Below are 15,478 nucleotides of genomic sequence, written 5' to 3'. Positions count from 1 at the left end.
GCGTCGCCGTCGCAAGGCCGCCCGCCAACCTTCCGGGAGATCATGTTGCTGAGCCGAATCGTCACGGCGCTCTTGCTGGCGCTCGCCGCGCAGCCGGGCATCGCCAAAGACACCGTCACGCTGCGCGTGGGTGAACAGAACTACTTCAACATCCAGGCGTCGATGGAAGCATCCGGCGTGCTGAAGGACCTGCCTTACACGATCGAGTGGAAGCACTTCCAGGCCGCCGCGCCGGTGGCCGAAAGCCTGAACGGCAACGCAATCGACCTCGGCTTCCTCGGCGATTCCGCGCTGCTCACGCTGGCCGCGCGCGGCGCGCCGGTCAAGGTCGTCGCGGTATCGCGGCAGAGCCTCGACGGCGTCGCGATCCTTGTGCCGAAGCACTCGCCGGTGCGGACCGTGGCCGACCTGCAGGGCAAGACCATCGCGGTATGGCGCGGCGCCTGGAGCCAGCAGCTCGTGCTGCGCGCGCTCGAACACGCGGGCCTGCGCGCCGATTCGGTGAAGTACGCGTACCTGATGCCGATCGACGCGACCAACGCGCTCGCGAACGGTTCGGTCGACGCGGTGTCGCTGTGGGAGCCGTTCGTCAGCACGCTCGCATTGCGGCAAGGCGCGCGCCCCGTGGCGACCGCGCAAGGGCTGATGCCGGCGCTGAGCTTCGTCGCCGCGAACGAGCAGGCCGCGTCGGGCAAGCGCGCCGAGATCACCGATTTCCTGCGGCGCGTGGTGGTGGCGCGCCAGTGGGTCGACACTCATCCGCGCGAGTACGCGGACCTGTGGGCGAAACGCGCGAAGCTCGAACCCGACGTCGCGTATCGCTGGCTCGACAACGCGAAGCAGCGCGTCGGCCCGGTCGACGAAACGGCCGCGAAGGATGCGCAGAACACGGCCGATTTCCTGTACAAGGCCGGCGTGATTCCGGCCGCGTACGACACGTCGAAGCTGCTCGACCGCTCGTATGCGGGCGCGTTCGCCGCGCCGGCGCAAAAGACGGCCGCCGCGCAGTGACCGGGCGGCCCGCGTCACGATTGCAGCGATTCCCGCGATTCCTGATCGACATACCCAAGGACATCCCGACATGCCAGTCGACATCATCGGCATGATCACCGCGACACCCGGCGCGGAGGTCGACGTACCGGGCGGCGTGGCCGTCCAGCCCGACTACGTGCGCCGCTTCGCGCGGGCGCACGAGGCCGCCGGTTTCGACCAGATCCTGATCGGCCATTTCAGCAACGCGGCGGACGGCTTCATCGTCGCGTCGTTCGCGGCCGCCGCCACCGAACGCATCCGCCTGCTGCTCGCGCACCGGCCGGGCGTGATCGTGCCGTCGGCCGCCGCGCGGCAGATAGCGACGCTCGACGTGTTCAGCGGTGGAAGGCTCGCGCTGAACGTGGTGTCGGGCGGCGATGATGCGGACCTGCAGCGCGACGGCGATTTCGTGCCGCACGATGCGCGCTACCGCCGCACCGGCGAATATCTCGACGTGCTGAAACGGATCTGGCTGGCCGATGCGCCGGTCGATCACGACGGCCCGTTCTATCGGCTGCGCGGTGCGTCGCCGGTCGTGAAGGGCGCGCAACGACCGCATGTGCCGATCTATTTCGGCGGCTCGTCGCCGGCTGCGCTCGCGGTCGCGGGCGAGCATGCGGATGTCTACATGACGTGGGGCGAGCCGCTCGACGCGGTGCGCGAGCAGATCGCGCGCGTGCGGGCCGCCGCCGCGCCGTTCGGGCGTGTGCCGCGCATCAGCGTGTCGTTCCGGCCGATCGTCGCCGATACCGAGGCGGCCGCGTGGGAGAAAGCGGAGGCGATCCGGGAGCGCGTGCGTGCGGCGCGGCTCGCGAACGGCCAGCCGATCGACGGCCACGCGCCGCAGAATGCGGGCTCGCAGCGGCTGATGGCGGCCGCCGCGCAGGGCGACGTGCTCGACGAGCGGCTGTGGATGGGTGTCGCGAACCTGACCGGCGCACGCTGGAACTCGACCGCGCTGGTCGGCACGCCGGAACAGGTTGCGCGAGCGCTGGGCGCGTATTACCGGCTCGGCGTCTCGACGTTCCTGATTCGCGGTTTCGATCCGCTCGACGATGCGCTGGCCTACGGGCGCGACCTGATCCCGGCGATTCACGCGCACATTGCGGAACTCGATCGCTCTCGGTCCGCGGTGCCCGCGTAGGGGAACGACAAGTCAATCGAATCGCCCCGGTATGTCCGTGACGACATGCCGGGGCGATGGTTTTGAACGAAACGCTCAGAACGACGGCAACCCCGGCGGATTGGTCTCCGCCCGCGCGATCGCCTCGCTCTGCAAACCCCAGCGCGCGAGCGCCTGCCCGTAGCGGCCGTTGCCGATCAGCGCGTTGGTCGCGAGCGTCAGCGCGGGCGCGAGCCCGCTGCCGCGACGCGTCGCGATCGCGACGTCCGCATTCGCCGGCCAGCCCGCATTGACGACGCCGACGCGGCGGATCTTGCCCGTGCGCGCGGCCTCGTACGCGAGCGATGCGTTCGGGTTCAGCTCCGCATCGGCCCGGCCCGACAGCAGCGCGACGCGCGCGGTCGCATCGTCGTCGAAATAGAGCAGCTCGGCCGGCTTCAACCCCTGCGCGACGTTGCGCTTGCTCCATTCGAGCAGGATGCGCTCCTGGCTCGTGCCGGCGCCGGTGATGATGCGCAAACCCGCGACGTCCTTCGGCTCCGCGATCTTCGCGATCGGGCTGCCGGTGCGCACGTAGAAGCCGTGCAGCCCGAGCCGGTAGGTCGTGAAATCGTATTTCTCCTTGCGCTTCTCGGTCACGCCGACGTTCGAGATCACCGCATCGTATTTGCCGGACGTCAGCCCGAGCGGCCAGTCGGCCCACGCGATCGGCACCAGCACGAGCGTGCGGCCGAGTGTGTCCGCGACCAATTGCGCATAGTCGGGATCGGCGCCGACCACGGTGCGAGCGTCGGTCGCATAGGTCGACACGGGCGGCGCGTGCGGTGAAATCGCGACCGTGAACGCGCCGTCGCGCACCCAGCGGTAGCCGCTGGCCGCACGGATGGCCGCGTCGTCGGGGCCGGCGCGCAGGCGGCCGGCCTGGCGCGGGTCGAGGTCGGCCGTGGCGGCCGCCGCCCGCGCCGCATGCCACGGCAGGCCCGATGCCGCGGCCAGCGCGGCCGTGATGAACTGGCGTCGATCGGTCATCGTGCGGCACCTCGCGAGTCGGGAGCGGCGCGCATCACAGCACCCGCGACAGGAACGCGCGGGTGCGCGCATGCGCCGGCGCGTCGAGCACGACGGCGGGCGGCCCGGCCTCGACGATGCGCCCGCGCTCCATGAACAGCACGTGGTCCGCGACTTCGCGCGCGAAGCCGATCTCGTGCGTGACGATCACGAGCGTCGTGCCCGAGCGCGCGAGCTCCTTGATCACGTCGAGCACTTCGTTGACGAGTTCGGGATCGAGCGCCGACGTCGGCTCGTCGAACAGCAGCACCTTCGGACGCAACGCAAGCGCCCGCGCGATCGCGACGCGTTGCTGCTGGCCGCCGGACAACTGGCGCGGGTACGCGTCGGCCTTGTCCGCGAGGCCGACCCGTGCGAGCAGCGTACGCGCGGTGTGCTCGGCCGCATCGCGCGTCACGCCGGCGACGGCGACCGGCGCTTCGATCAGGTTCTCGAGCACCGTCAGGTGCGGGAACAGGTTGAAGTTCTGGAACACCATGCCGACGGCCGTGCGCCGCTTCAGCACGTCGCGCTCCTTCAGCTCGTGCAGCACGTCGCCGTCGCGGCGATAGCCGATCAGTTCGCCGTCGATGTCGATGAAACCGTCGTCGACGCGTTCGAGATGGTTGATCGTGCGCAGCAGCGTCGATTTGCCGGAGCCCGACGGCCCGACGATCACGGTCACGCTGCCGCGCGGCGCGACGAACGACACGTTGTCGAGCACGCGCTGCATGCCGAACTGCTTCGACACGCCATGCACGGCCACTTCGCCGCCGGTGCGCGAGACGGCCGCAGCGGTATCGGCAGGCGTGCGGGCATTGGGTTGTGCACGGGCGATCGCCGCCGCGCGGCGCGACGCGACACGCCGCCACAGCCCGCCGAGGCGCGCGAGCGCGAACGTGACCACCGACGGCGGCGGATTGCGCAGCGCGCCGCGTGCATAGTGCCGCTCGACCTGTACCTGGATCGCGGACAGCACGGTCAGGATGATCAGGTACCAGACGGTCGCGACCATCAGCAGCGGAATCACTTCGAGGTTGCGGCGATAGATCACCTGCACCGTGTAGAACAGCTCGGGCATCGCGAGCACGTACACCATCGACGTGCCTTTCGCGAGCGTGATCAGGTCGTTGAACGCGGTCGGCAGGATCGCGCGCATCGCCTGCGGCAGCACGATCCGCGAGGTCTGGCGGCCGCGCGGCAGACCGAGCGCGGCGGCGGCTTCGAGCTGCCCCTGGTCGACCGCGAGAATGCCGCCGCGGATCACTTCCGCGGAAAACGCCGCGTGGTTCAGCGTGAGGCCGAGCACGGCCGCGAGGAACGGGCTGATCAGGTCGGTCGTCGGCGTGTCGAACCACACGATGTCGGTGAACGGCACACCGAGCCGCACGTGCTCGTACAGGTAGCCGAGGTTGTTCAGGATCAGCAGCAGCACGATCAGCGGAATCGAGCGGAACAGCCACACGAAGGTCCACGCGCTGGCGGACAGCAGGCGCGAACGCGACAGCCGCGCCAGCGCGACGAACGCGCCGAGCACGAAGCCGAACACCGCGCCGAGCAGCGTCAGCACCAGCGTGCGCGCGAGCCCCGACAGCACCGGCGGCGACAGGAACCATTCGGCGAACACCGGCCAGCCCCATTGCGGGTTGCCGAGGATCGAATGCAGCGTGATCGCGATCAGCGCGAGCGCGAGCACGGTGCCGGCCGTGCGCGACCGGTGGCGCGCGGGCACGATCCGCAAACGCGTGCCGGGCCCGCGTGCGCCGGGGGAAGAGAGCGGCGGCAGCGCGCCGCCGAGGTGGGTCGTGTCGCTCATGTCGTTGGCATCCTCGAATCGGTCGATCGGCGGGCGCGCCGCGCACGGGCGGCGCGGCGCGTCAGGCGTGCGCTACGGCGGCCGTTTCCTGGGCGGCGGCGCCGGGCGTCGCGTAGCGGCTCGCCTTGCGCGGCAGGCCGAGGTGGTCGCGCAGCGTGGCGCCGGGCAGGTCGCGGCTGTAGCGGCCGCGCGCCTCGAGCACCGGGATCACGAGCTCGATGAAATCGTCGACACCCTGCGCCTGCACCGGAAAGCCGAGGATGAAGCCGTCGCCCGCGCCTGCGTCGTGCCAGCGGATCAGCTCGTCGGCAACGTGCTCGGCCGTGCCGATGAAGTTCGGGCGCGGCGTCGCGACCGCGAGCGCCGTCTCGCGCAGCGACAGGCCCTTGCGCTTCGCATCGGCCTTGATCCGGTCGGTGGTCGAGCGGAAGCTGTTGCGGCCGAGCTCGCCGAGTTCCGGGAACGGCGCGTCGAGCGCGTACTGCGTGAAATCGTGGTGATCGAAATAGCGGCCGAGGTACGCGAGCGCCTCGTCGATCGTCAGCAGGTCGCGGATCGCCTGGTATTTGTCCTCCGCTTCGGCGGCCGTGCGGCCGACGATCGGCCCGACGCCGGGGAAGATCTTCACGTCGTCGGCCTGCCGCCCGTGCTCGATCGCGCTCTGTTTCACGCGCCGCGTGAACGCGGCCGTTTCCTCGATCGACGGGGAATGCGTGAACACGGCATCCGCGTATTTGCCCGCGAGACCGATGCCGGTGTCGGACGAGCCGGCCTGGAAGATCACCGGCTGCCCCTGCGGCGAGCGCTGGATGTTCAGCGGGCCCGCGACCTGGAAGAAGCGCCCGTGATGATCGAGCGTATGCAGCTTGTCGCGATCGAAGAAGCGGCCGGTCGCGCGGTCGCGCACGAAGGCATCGTCGTCCCAGCTGTCCCACAGGCCTTGTACGACCTCGAGGTATTCGTCGGCGATCTCGTAGCGCAGCTCGTGATCCGGGTGCGCCTTGCCGTAATTCTTTGCGGTGCCTTCGAGCGGCGTCGTCACGACGTTCCAGCCCGCGCGCCCGCCGCTGATCGCGTCGAGCGACGCGAGCTGGCGCGCGACTGTGAACGGCTCGCTGTACGACGTCGAGATCGTGCCCGCGAGCCCGATTTTCTTCGTCGCGACCGCGAGCGCCGACAGCACCGTCAGCGGCTCGAAGCGGTTCAGGAAGTGCGGGATCGACTTCTCGTTGATGTAGAGGCCGTCCGCGACGAACGCGAACGCGATGCCGGCGGCTTCCGCCTTGCGTGCGACGCCGATCGCGAAGTCGAGGTTGATGCTGGCATCCGGCGGGTTGCTCGGATGCCGCCATGCGTTCATGTGGCTGCCTGCGCCTTGCAGCATCAGGCCGAAGGGGATCGATCGTCGGGTCGTCATGATGGGAGCGTCATGCGTTCTGGTCGGGGGAGAGGGAGCGGTCGGCGCTGAGGGCCGCCTGCAACGGGGTGGTGGACAGCGCGCCGCCCAGCCATTCGACCGACGCGAGCCGCGCCGCGTAGTCGGTGACCGGCGAATCGATCACGAACGCATCGACGTCGAGCCGCCGGCTCAATGCGTCGAGCGCGCGGTGGATGCGCTCGGGCGTATCGGCGAGTACCGTCGGGCGCAACTCGTCGATCCGGTAGTCGGACGCGCCGCTTTGCCGCGCGAATTCCGCGGCCGCCTGTGCACTGGCGAGGTTGAAGCTCTGGCCGCCCGCGAACTGCAGCTTGAAAATCTTCAGCGGCCCGATCAGTTGCTCGGCCTCGTCGCGCGTCGGCGCGGCGACCGCGTACAGTGCGACGAGCGGTTTCTCGCCGCCCGCGCCGCGGTATGCGTCGAGCGAGCGTTCGAGATTCGCGTCGTCGCCGTTGAAATGGCCCGCGTAGCAGAAGCGCCAGCCGTTGCGTGCGGCGAGCGCGCCGCTGTCCGGCGACCCGCCGAGCAGGATGCGTTCGGGCAACTGCGGCGGCGCCGGCATCGCCACCGCGCCGGCGAGCGGATGATCTTCGGCCACGCCCCAGCGGAGAAACGCGTCGAGTTCCGCGAGCTGACCCGCGAAATCGGGCTTGCGCGCCTTGTCGTGGAACCACTGCAGCGCGCGCGTGGTCAGCGGCAGCCCGCCGGGCGCCTTGCCGATGCCGAGATCGACGCGGCCCGGCGCGAGCGCGGCCAGCAGCTTGAATGTCTCGGCGACCTTGAACGGGCTGTAATGCTGCAGCATCACGCCGCCGGAGCCGATGCGGATGCGCGACGTGTGCGCGAGCAGGTGCGCGACGACGATCTCCGGCGCCGAGCTGGCGAACCCCGGCGTGCCGTGATGTTCGGCAACCCAGAAGCGCGCGTAGCCGAGCTGTTCCGCGCGTTGCGCGAGCGTCGTGGTGAAGCGCAACGCATCGGCGGCGGTCGCGCCGTCGGCAATCGGACTCTTGTCCAGCAGCGAAAGCGAATAAGACATGGTGAGCGACGTTCCTGCGTGAGCGTGGATGGACGGTTGCGGGCGCGCGGCGCTCAGCTCTTCGGCAGCCCGGGCGGATTCGTGCGCGACTGGTCGATCGCTTCGGATGCGAGGTTCCAGCGATCGAGCACCTGCCGGTAGCGGCCGCTTTTGATGAGCCCGTTCAGCGCGACGGTCAGCGGATCGGCGAGGCCGCTGCCGCGGCGCGTCGCGATCGCGATGTCGGCCGTGCGCGGCCAGCCGCCGCTGATCGCACCGACGAGCCGCGTCTTGCCTTGCTGCGCGCTTTGATACGCGAGCACCGAATTCACGCTGAAGACCGCGTCGGCGCGGCCCGACTGCACGGCGACGATGCGCATCGCCTGGTCGTCGTAGTACTGGATCTGCACGGGTTTCAGCCCGTGCGCGACGTTTTCGCGATCCCACGCGAGCAGGATCTTTTCCTGGTTGGTGCCGGCGTCGGTCACGATGCGCAGACCCGCGACGTCCTTCGGCTCGCGGATCGACTGGATCTTGCTGTCGTTGCGCACGTAGAAGCCGACCTGATCCTTGCGATAGGTCGAGAAATCGAACTTCTGCTTGCGCTCCTCGGTGACGGTTACGTTCGAGATCACCGCGTCGACTTTCCCCGATTCGAGCGCCAGCGGCCAGTCGGCCCATGCGAGCGCGACGATTTTCAGCTTGCGGCCGAGGCTGTCGGACACGAGCTGGCCAATATCGGCGTCGAAGCCGACCACCGTGCGCGCGTCGGTCGCATACGAGCTGATCGGCGGCAGGCTCGGTGCGATGCCGATCGTCAGCGTGCCCGGCTCGGCGAACTTGAACGACGCGGGCACCGCGCGCTCGACTGCCGCATCGGCTGTGCCACGCGGCCGGCCGCGCTGCTCGGGGCTCAGGTCGAACGTCGCGGCGGCGGCGGCCGTGGCGGCGGCGAAGGCGGTCAGGCCGATCAGCGCGGCGGCCAGCGTGCGCGCGGCACGGGAGGAAAGCGATACGGCTCGATGCATGAAAGCGTCCTGTCGTGGAAGCGTGGAAGGCGGAATGGGCGAGGTGAAATGCGGGACGCCGTGCGCTCAGCGCGGTAGCGCCGCTTCGGGCACGGGCGCCCACAAGTCGGTGAGCGTCGACGTGCGCGACGGATCGACGAGATCCTTGCCGAAGCGCAGGTGGAAATACGCTTCGGGATCGATCGACGAATCGAACAGCCGCGTATAGCCGGTGCGGTCGTACAGCGCCCACGCTTCGGGCTGGCGAAAGCCGGTGGTCAGGTAGAGGCGGCGATAGCCCTGTTGCACGGCGCGCAGTTCGAGCGCTTCGACGATGCGCCGAGCGAGGCCCTGGCGGCGCAGGTCGGTGCGCGTCCAGATGCGTTTCAGTTCGGCGGTTTGCGCGTCGTAGCGCTTGAACGCGCCGCCGCCGATCGTCTCGCCGTCGCGCAGCAAGAGCACGAACGCGCCTTCGGGCGGCGCGAACAGTTCGGCCGGGTAGCGTGCGAGCTCGTCGCGGGCCGACGCGCGGCTATCGGGGCGGTACGCGTCGTAACGGGTCGAATATTCGTCGATCAGCGCGTCGATCAGCGGCTGCGCGCGGACGTCGAGCGGCGTCGTGTCGATGATGCGGTCGTTCGTGGCCATGGGCATCGCGAGTGGCGCGCGATGCGGACGTTCCTGGCGGGGTGCGGGCACGCGGCCCGTCCGGTCTGTTCCGTTATCGCGACGCGGTTGTCGTGATGGCGGCGGCTGTCGTGCTGCGTGCGAGGCATCCGGCGCGCCGCCGCCGTTTTGAACACGTTAGCGGCGCGGCCGGGAAAGGCGAACGAAGCAATTTCGATAAGGATTTCGCGAGCGGTGGAAGAAGGCTTGCAGGGAGAGTGGGGTGGGCGAACGGGCGTGATGGGGGCGGTGCCCGTTCGAGGTGTGTACGACGTAGATGATCGCCGAGGATTGGGAGCGTTGTCATTTCGATGGCCGACGGGCCATGCCGATTCGCGGCTGGTTCGTCAGGGTCGCGAGCGGCCGGTCGCGGCCCGCCGCCAGCGTGGCGACGGCCCCCCTCGAATGGTCGCGTCATCGCGAATCCCCGCCGTCGTGGGCGACGATTCTCGACAACGACGGCGTTCAGGCCGCTGCCGCCTGCTGAGTCACGTCGTACTGTTCGCCACCCAGAATATCGACGAGACCGGTCAGCATCCGCGCCAGTTCACCCGTCATCAGCGTGAAGTCCGAGTCGAAGCGCTCGTCGTCATTCTGCGCGGTGGGATCCGCCGCCTCCTTGATCACGTCGAGCGGCGTGACACGCTTGATCGTCAGCGACGGTGTCAGCACGAACGAGATTCGGTCATCCCAGGTCATCGCGAGGCGCATGCACTGTTTGCCGGCTTCGATGTGCCGGCGCATGTCGCTCGCTTCCAGCGCGTGGCCGACGTATCGCACCGTGGCGCCGCCTTCGCCGGTCGAACGCAACTCGGCGTCCTGGTCGACGGTGAATCCGCCCGGCGCCTCGCCGGACAGCAGCCAGTCCGTCATCGCGGCGACCGGGGAGCGCGCCACCTGAACGCTGGCGAGTGGCAGTTGATCGATCGACTTGACGAGCAGGCTGCGAACGTCGTCGGCAAGCGCTTGTGCCGCCGCATCGATGACGAGCCAGCCGTTCGCCGTGTCGATCCACACGCGGGTATCGCGGCGAATGCTGAACGCGCGCGGCAGCAGTTCGTCGGTCACCTGCTCCTTGAGTTCGCGCAGTTGTTTGCGGCCTACCTTGAAGCCCTGCTGCTCCTCGACCTCGAGCGCACGCGCCTTGGTGACCTGATTGACGACCGACGCCGGGAGCAGCTTCTTTTCGGCACGAAACACCAGCAGCATCTGCCGGTTGATCGAATAGACGAGCGCGCCGTCGTCACGCGGCGATGCCCATCCGACGCGCTGCATTTCGACGCTGCTGCCGGGCTGGAACGCGTGAGGCGCCAGCCATTTTTCCATCTGGTCGGGCGTGACGGCCCAAGGGGCCGGAAGACGATGAAGCTGAAGGTTCTTGAACCACATGGGAGGACGGGCAAAGCGCGTCATTCTAGCTGACGCGGAGAGTTGCAGGTCAGTTGCGGACCGTCGATGCCCGTGTCGAGGTGACTGTCCGCCATCGAAATAGAGACGATCGACGGTTGCATCAAGATTGACGACAATGGAAGCCATTCCAACAAGCGGGTAAAAACAATGATGACTTCCGGCGACGGCCTGACCAGCCCGGCGCGGCTCCTGCGGCTCGCCTCCTGGGCGATTGCGATCGTTTTCGCGGTCTTTCTGAACATGCTCGGCAGCCTCGTGATCCGCGACATGGCGTTCGCGCCGAGCGGCGGGCCGCCGGTCGTCGAGCAATTCGCCGATGCGCCGGTAAAAGCGCGGCTGGACGCGGCGCGACGTCAACTGCAGGCACAGCGCGACGCGCTTGCCGAGAAGGTCGACACGATGGAAGTGGCGCGCGGCCGCGCCGCGAAGGAGTACGAGGCCGAGAAGGAAAGTTTCCGCAACTGGCTGGCCACCCGCGCGGTGACGGGAGACGGTGCGACGGACCCGGACATTGTGGCGAGGACGCGCAAGCTGGATACGCTCCAGGCAGGGGTGGTCAACTGGCAGCATCAGATCGATGCGGTCGGTGATCAGCAACGGGCATTGGCATCGCAACTGACGCAAGTCGACACGCAAATCGCCGAAGCGGACGCAGCGGCCGAACGGCGCTTCGACGAGGCGACCCGGCGCTACGAGATGCAGGTGTTCGGGCTGCGGCTTGCGCTGACGTTACCGATCCTGCTGGTCGCGACCTGGCTGTTCATCCGCTACCGCAAGGCGCGTTATTGGCCGTTCGTGTACGGTTTCGGCCTGTTTGCGTTGAGTGCGTTTTTCATTGAACTGGTTCCGTACTTGCCGAATTTCGGCGGCTATGTCCGGGTCCTTGTCGGCATCGTGCTCACGGTATTCGCCGGTCTTTACATGATGAAGGCATTTCAGCGCTATGCCGAACGCAAGCGGCTCGAATTGCAGCAGGATCAGGGCGAACGCGCGCGTACGATCGGATACGAAAAAGCCGTTCGGTCGCTCGAGAAAAAGCGTTGCCCGTCATGCGACAAACAATGGAATCTCGGCGGCGACGACTCCACGTTTTGCGTGCATTGTGGATTGCGGCTTTTCAATGTCTGCGAATGCGGCGGTCGGAATTTCTTCTTCTTCCCGCATTGCCATCAATGCGGCGTTGCGCAGGGGAGCGCGTCGCCGGTGTCATCCGACTGACGGCCCGAGTGTACGTACCGGCATCGGCATACGACGCTCGTGAGCGTGTCAGTCGGGTTCATCACCCGATGACCCGCGGCGGCGTCGACAACTCCGCCAACTGAAACAGACAATCCCCGCGCCGCACCTGTGCGGGCACCCGCTTGCACACCACTTCGCCGTCGCCGTTGAACCGATGCAGCACCGGTTCCCGCAACGGCGTATCGGGGAAGTGCACCCACGCGGCCGGCTGCCCGGCCTTCACCTGGTCGCCGAGTTCGACGAGCGGTTCATACAGCCCGCGCTCGTACGCATAAACGAAATGGCGATCGCCGTCGACGCGCATGAAGCGCGTGACGGTCGGCGGCGCGTCGGGCACGAGCGCGCCGTGCAGCAGCCCGATATAGCCGAGGTAATGCAGCAGCCCGTGGCGGCCGAGCCGGATCAGCGACGGGTCGGCCATGCCGGCGCCGCCGAGTTCGGTCACGATCGAGATCGCGCCTTGCCGACGCGCGGCCGACGCCGAATGCACGGGATTCGGCGCGTGCAGCAGCGCATTCTGCAACCCGAACGCGACCAGCAGCCCGTTGAGCTTCTCGGCTTCGTCCGCGTCGAGCGGATCGATCGCGAGCATGTTGCCGCCCTGGTACAGCAGCGAGCTGCCGCCCGAATGCAGGTCGACCAGATATTGCGCGCGCGACAGCAGCGCGTGTTCGATGTAGTGGGCGATCATCTGCGTCGGCGTGCCGGTCGGATCGCCGGGGAAGCTGCGGTTCAGGTTGCCCCCGTCGAGCGGCGACACGCGCAGGCCCGCATCCGCCGCCGGGAAATTGGCCATCGGCAGCAGGATCAACTGGCCGCTGACCATCTCCGGCTCGATCTCGCGCATCAGTTGCGACACGATGATCTGGCCTTCGTACTCGTCGCCGTGATTGCCGGCCATCACGAGTGCGACCGGGCCGTCGCCGTTGCGGATCGACGCGATCGGGATCGGCAGCCAGCCATATGCGGAGCGGTGCACGGAGTGCGGCAGCCGCAGGTAGCCCGCATGCTTGCCTTGTGCGTCGAGATCGATTTCGCAGTGAATGGGATTTCGGGAAGAGGAAGAGGCGGTCATGGCGGTATCGTTCGATGAACGGAATCTGCCATCTTATAGGGGAAAGCGGCAACGCGCGGCGGGCGGGCTCAACCAGGTGCGCGTGACGGCGGACGGGCGCGTTGTCGTGCGTTGCGGTGCCGATACGCGCGACCGCGCGCGATGTTGCAGCGATGAACGCATGCCGGCGCGCCAGCCGGCCGGTTCATGCGCCGGATGTCGCGCCGGGCCCTTGTCGCGACAGGGCCGGCGCGTGCAACCGGCTTACCGGCCGGATGTTTCAGCTTCGAGACGTCCTTCTTCCCACAGCGCCCAGAAACGGCTGCCGGCGCGATACGGATTCGCGCGCCGCGCGGCGTAATCGGCGACGCCCTGGCGAAACGCGCCGTACAGCGTAAGCGGCGGATTGTCGACGCATGCGGCTTCGTATGCGGCCGGCATCCGGCGGTCGGACACGAGCCGGCGGATCAGCGATGCGCCGTCGATCACCGCCTGTTCGTCGATGATTTCGGTTCGTGCGAGGACGTCGACGGTATTCATGTTGGGCTCCCTGAAACGTTCTTTCCGTATCAAGGAGCAATAAGAGTGCCAGTCGCGAAACACCGCTCCCGGCCTCGATCGTGCGGGCTTCTGCCGTCATCGTGCTGCGTGCCGGACGGCGATGTTACGGAACACGTCACGTGACATGCGAGCGCGCGGCGCCACGCGCGACCCGGCAAAGCGTTTCGGAATTGAATCGTCGGGAAGATGAGGCGGGTAGGAAAAAGGAATGCGCGGCGCGGCGCGCGATCGGCTCAGCTTGCGGCAACCGGCGCCACGCGGCGGCTGCCGCTCGAATAGAAGCAGTAGATGCCCTTGCCGGCCGACTTCGCGTCGTACAGCGCGCTGTCGGCCTGCCGGATCAGCTCGTCGGGCGAGCCGTGCCCGTCGTCGAGCGCGATGCCGATGCTGATGCCGATGCAGACGGTCTCGCCGATCGACAGCACGTACGGCGCCGAAATCTGCCGGATGATCCGCGCGGCGAGGATCGAGCACGCGTCCATCGTCGTGTCGTCGATCGCGACGACGAACTCGTCGCCGCCGATGCGCGCCGCGAGCTCGCCGCGCGGCAACGTCTTGCCGAGCCGCTCGGCGACCTGCGTGAGCACTTCGTCGCCGGCCTGGTGGCCGAAGCGGTCGTTGATCGACTTGAAGCCGTCGAGGTCGAGATACATGACGGCGAACGCGGGGCTCGGCAGCCGCGGCCGGCGCGCGAGCATCCGCTTGAGCTCCGCATGCAGTTCGTGGCGATTCGGCAACCCCGTCAGCGCGTCGTGCCGCGCGAGGTGGCGGATGTGCTGTTCGGTCTGGCGGCGCGCGGTGACGTCCTCGACGATGATCACCGCGTTGCCGTCAGGTACCCGGTGGCGCGTCAGTTCAAGCTGGCGCCCGTCGGCGAGCGCGATGTCGAGCGGCACGGGCTCGGCGCGGCTCAGCCACGCGGCACATTGCGCGGCGAGGCCGGCGCCGGCGGGATCGGTCGCCGCGTTCGCGCCGAGCGCGGCGACGACGGCCGGCAGCGGCGTATCGAGCATGACCTCGCGCGCCGAGCCGAACAGTTGCGCGGTGCGCCGGTTCACCACGATCACGCGGCTGTCGCCGTCGATCATGCACAGGCCGTGCGGCATGTAGGTGAGGGCGGCGTCGAAGCGCGCGACGAGTTCGGCGTTGCGCTGGCGCGCGGCGATCAGCGCGACGAGCACGCGGTAGTGGCGCTGCACGACCGTGCGCATCGCCGCGAGATAGATCGCGATCGGCGGCACCAGCAGCCACGCGCCCGGCCGCGGGGCCAGCAGCGCGCCGACGCCGATCGGCAGCACGCCGAGCACGACCTGCGTCATCGCGAGCCGCGGCAGCGCCGAATTGCGCGATGCGATCCCGCCGAACACGCCGCCCGCGACCATCACGGACAGCGTGCCGAGCTCGACGTCGGCGGCCTGTACGCAGCCCATCACGCCGAGGCCGAGCACGAAGCACGCGACGAGCGACACCGGCGCATAACGACTCGCCCAGTATTCGGTGCGATCGTCGCCGGCGTCGCGCCGCACCGTGTAGGCCCGTACGATCGACAGGCGCGCAATGAGCAGACCGACGTCGACGACGAGCCACGCGAGGCACCACAGCTGCTGCAGCCGGATCAGCGCAACGGCCGCGACGAAGCCGCTCGCGAGCCCGGACAGCGCCATCGGGCGCACGTCCTCGAACAGCGTCACGAGCATCGACGGACGCAGCGCGGCCGTCACGCGGTGATTACCGGAGGGGGGAGTGGCGAGAACGGAGTTCAGGAGAGATGCCCTGACTGCCATGGTTGTCGACCTCGACACGATGTCTCGATGGCTGGCGGCGCCCGCACGGCACGTGGCGGAGGCCCGGCCTAGCCGGATGCGCACGACATTACCATGAAAAACCGGCGGTGCGGGGCAGCCGGCAGCCCCGGCGCATCGCTGCGAGCACGAGTCGTCAACCCCGGTTGCGAGCGGCCCGCGGATTCGGCGGCGCGGAGGCGGCATCGTTGCGAACGGAACGATGTGCGGCTGCCACGCGGAAACTGGCGAGGCCGGCACAACGGTATCGAGCCGCACGCAAACG

General features: G+C 68.5%; 14 protein-coding genes. 4 read left to right on the top strand and 10 right to left on the bottom strand.

The window, feature by feature from the left end; translation table 11 throughout:
* Positions 1-42 precede the first annotated feature (42 nt).
* Together KPB06_RS28600 and KPB06_RS28595 are read left to right on the top strand one after the other, a co-directional pair.
* Entirely contained in the window at positions 43-1,011 is a 969-nt protein-coding gene (locus tag KPB06_RS28600) for an ABC transporter substrate-binding protein (RefSeq protein WP_275905823.1), read from the top strand.
* Positions 1,012-1,081: 70 nt separating this feature from the next.
* The gene (locus KPB06_RS28595) at positions 1,082-2,176 is read left to right on the top strand and encodes an LLM class flavin-dependent oxidoreductase (RefSeq protein WP_275905824.1); all 1,095 of its coding nucleotides are present in this window, start codon (positions 1,082-1,084) and stop codon (positions 2,174-2,176) included.
* Positions 2,177-2,251: 75 nt separating this feature from the next.
* Here the strand turns inward: KPB06_RS28595 and KPB06_RS28590 are convergent, their stop codons facing one another.
* From KPB06_RS28590 to KPB06_RS28565, 6 genes are all read right to left on the bottom strand, one after another.
* Positions 2,252-3,184: an ABC transporter substrate-binding protein gene (locus tag KPB06_RS28590; protein ID WP_124861981.1), complete on the bottom strand. Its 933-nt coding sequence runs from the start codon at positions 3,182-3,184 to the stop codon at positions 2,252-2,254.
* Positions 3,185-3,218: 34 nt separating this feature from the next.
* Positions 3,219-5,018 (bottom strand): amino acid ABC transporter permease/ATP-binding protein, encoded by a 1,800-nt coding sequence (locus KPB06_RS28585; protein ID WP_275905825.1) that lies wholly within the window; start codon positions 5,016-5,018, stop codon positions 3,219-3,221.
* Positions 5,019-5,079: 61 nt separating this feature from the next.
* On the bottom strand, positions 5,080-6,435 hold the full coding sequence (locus tag KPB06_RS28580) for an LLM class flavin-dependent oxidoreductase (protein ID WP_226231431.1): 1,356 nt from the start codon (positions 6,433-6,435) through the stop codon (positions 5,080-5,082).
* 10 nt (positions 6,436-6,445) lie between these two features.
* Positions 6,446-7,495, bottom strand: coding sequence for an LLM class flavin-dependent oxidoreductase (locus KPB06_RS28575; protein ID WP_275905826.1), 1,050 nt, complete (start codon positions 7,493-7,495; stop codon positions 6,446-6,448).
* 53 nt (positions 7,496-7,548) lie between these two features.
* On the bottom strand, positions 7,549-8,502 hold the full coding sequence (locus tag KPB06_RS28570; RefSeq protein WP_275905827.1) for an ABC transporter substrate-binding protein: 954 nt from the start codon (positions 8,500-8,502) through the stop codon (positions 7,549-7,551).
* 66 nt (positions 8,503-8,568) lie between these two features.
* On the bottom strand, positions 8,569-9,129 hold the full coding sequence (locus KPB06_RS28565) for a GNAT family N-acetyltransferase (protein ID WP_059574368.1): 561 nt from the start codon (positions 9,127-9,129) through the stop codon (positions 8,569-8,571).
* A gap of 295 nt (positions 9,130-9,424) precedes the next feature.
* On the opposite strand from KPB06_RS28565, the gene KPB06_RS28560 reads away from it, so the two are divergent.
* Positions 9,425-9,634: a hypothetical protein gene (locus KPB06_RS28560; protein WP_275905828.1), complete on the top strand. Its 210-nt coding sequence runs from the start codon at positions 9,425-9,427 to the stop codon at positions 9,632-9,634.
* Here KPB06_RS28560 and KPB06_RS28555 read toward each other — a convergent pair.
* Complete coding sequence (locus KPB06_RS28555; protein ID WP_275906025.1) at positions 9,613-10,536, bottom strand: recombination-associated protein RdgC; 924 nt, start codon at positions 10,534-10,536, stop codon at positions 9,613-9,615. The genes KPB06_RS28560 and KPB06_RS28555 overlap by 22 nt on opposite strands.
* 171 nt (positions 10,537-10,707) lie before the next feature.
* On the opposite strand from KPB06_RS28555, the gene KPB06_RS28550 reads away from it, so the two are divergent.
* Entirely contained in the window at positions 10,708-11,775 is a 1,068-nt protein-coding gene (locus KPB06_RS28550) for a hypothetical protein (protein WP_410469503.1), read from the top strand.
* A gap of 61 nt (positions 11,776-11,836) precedes the next feature.
* Here KPB06_RS28550 and KPB06_RS28545 read toward each other — a convergent pair whose 3' ends face one another.
* The 3 genes from KPB06_RS28545 to KPB06_RS28535 all read right to left on the bottom strand — a co-directional run bounded on the left by KPB06_RS28545 (position 11,837) and on the right by KPB06_RS28535 (position 15,195).
* Positions 11,837-12,871: a succinylglutamate desuccinylase/aspartoacylase family protein gene (locus KPB06_RS28545; protein ID WP_059574371.1), complete on the bottom strand. Its 1,035-nt coding sequence runs from the start codon at positions 12,869-12,871 to the stop codon at positions 11,837-11,839.
* Between the two features lie 243 nt (positions 12,872-13,114).
* Positions 13,115-13,390: a hypothetical protein gene (locus tag KPB06_RS28540; RefSeq protein ID WP_060310933.1), complete on the bottom strand. Its 276-nt coding sequence runs from the start codon at positions 13,388-13,390 to the stop codon at positions 13,115-13,117.
* Between the two features lie 254 nt (positions 13,391-13,644).
* Positions 13,645-15,195: a sensor domain-containing diguanylate cyclase gene (locus tag KPB06_RS28535; RefSeq protein WP_060011379.1), complete on the bottom strand. Its 1,551-nt coding sequence runs from the start codon at positions 15,193-15,195 to the stop codon at positions 13,645-13,647.
* Between the last annotated feature and the right edge of the window lie 283 nt (positions 15,196-15,478).

The sequence above is a fragment of the Burkholderia semiarida genome (genome assembly GCF_029268935.1).
In the GTDB taxonomy this organism is placed as follows: Bacteria; Pseudomonadota; Gammaproteobacteria; order Burkholderiales; family Burkholderiaceae; genus Burkholderia; species Burkholderia semiarida.
This window is presented reverse-complemented; position numbering and strand designations above follow the sequence as displayed.